This is a genomic window from Rhodoplanes roseus, assembly GCF_003258865.1.
In the GTDB taxonomy this organism is placed as follows: Bacteria; Pseudomonadota; Alphaproteobacteria; order Rhizobiales; family Xanthobacteraceae; genus Rhodoplanes; species Rhodoplanes roseus.
This window is the reverse complement of the sequence record NZ_NPEX01000375.1, coordinates 1-865: the sequence shown is the minus strand read 5'-3', so window position 1 is coordinate 865 and position 865 is coordinate 1. Positions and strand designations below refer to the sequence as shown.

The following is an 865-nucleotide window of genomic DNA, read 5'->3' as shown; positions in this document are numbered from 1 at the left end:
GGCGAACCCGGAATCCAGCCAACTCCACCGACGTTGCCGCTGGATTCCGGGTTCGTGTGCCTTCGGCACTCGCCCCGGAATGACCGGGATCACACCGCCGCCGCCCCGTGGTCGAACGCCTTCAGGCGCCGGAACAGCGGGGTGTCGTATTCGGGCGGCACCGGCTTCGACCCGGTGATCCAGTTGTAGAGGTCGAGATCCGGGGCCGAGCACCAGGTCTCGAACTCCGCGACCTCGTCGTCGGTCAGCTCGGTGATCACCGCGTCGGCGAATCGCCCGGTGAGAAGGTCGAGCTCGCGGGTGCCGCGCCGCCAAGCCCGGAACAGCAGCCGCCGGCGCCGCTCCGACAGCCCCGCGCTCGATCGTGTGGTTCCGGTCATGGCCTCTCCTTGGCGCCCGGGGCGCCCGCCTGCGAAAAACGCCGAAAGCCCGGACAGGGCCGGGCGCGGACTTCATATAGCGATCCGGGACCCGCCTGTCAGCGGGCCCCGGCGCGGACCGGGCCGGCACCGCACGACGTCGTCGCGGCGTCAGCCCGCCCGGACGGCCAGATGCCGGATCAGGGCCCGGGCCTCGGCCGGCGGCGGCTGCTCGACACGGCGGTACTCGCGGCCGTCGGGCGTGCGGGCGAGCAGGCCGAGGTCGACCAGCTCGCGGCGCAGCAGCACGTGGTCGCCGAACAGATGCGCCGCTTTCAGCGCCTCGTTGACGGCGGGCTCGGACATCACGGCGCGGGCCGGCAGCCGCGACCACAGCACCCACAGGCAGGACAGCCGGTCGGAGTGCTTGCCGGGCCAGCGGACGAGCCGCCCCCCGGCGTCGAAATACCGGGCGAGACGCTCGACCTTCACGAAGTCGACCGGCG

The 865-nt window shown here is 72.8% G+C and carries 2 protein-coding genes; both read right to left on the bottom strand.

Annotated features, from left to right (window positions below):
* Nucleotides 1–89 precede the first annotated feature (89 nt).
* Nucleotides 90–380, bottom strand: a complete 291-nt coding sequence (locus CH341_RS28425) for an FAD assembly factor SdhE (RefSeq protein WP_111422481.1) — start codon at nucleotides 378–380, stop codon at nucleotides 90–92.
* Nucleotides 381–530: 150 nt separating this feature from the next.
* Nucleotides 531–865, bottom strand: a 335-nt coding sequence (locus tag CH341_RS28420) for a DUF2087 domain-containing protein (RefSeq protein WP_146604656.1), incomplete at its 5' end; no start/stop codon positions are given.

Bases quoted from the DNA above. Each gene is read 5' to 3' on its own strand.
- CH341_RS28425 (WP_111422481.1), bottom strand. From the start codon at position 380: ATGACCGGAACCACACGATCGAGCGCGGGGCTGTCGGAGCGGCGCCGG.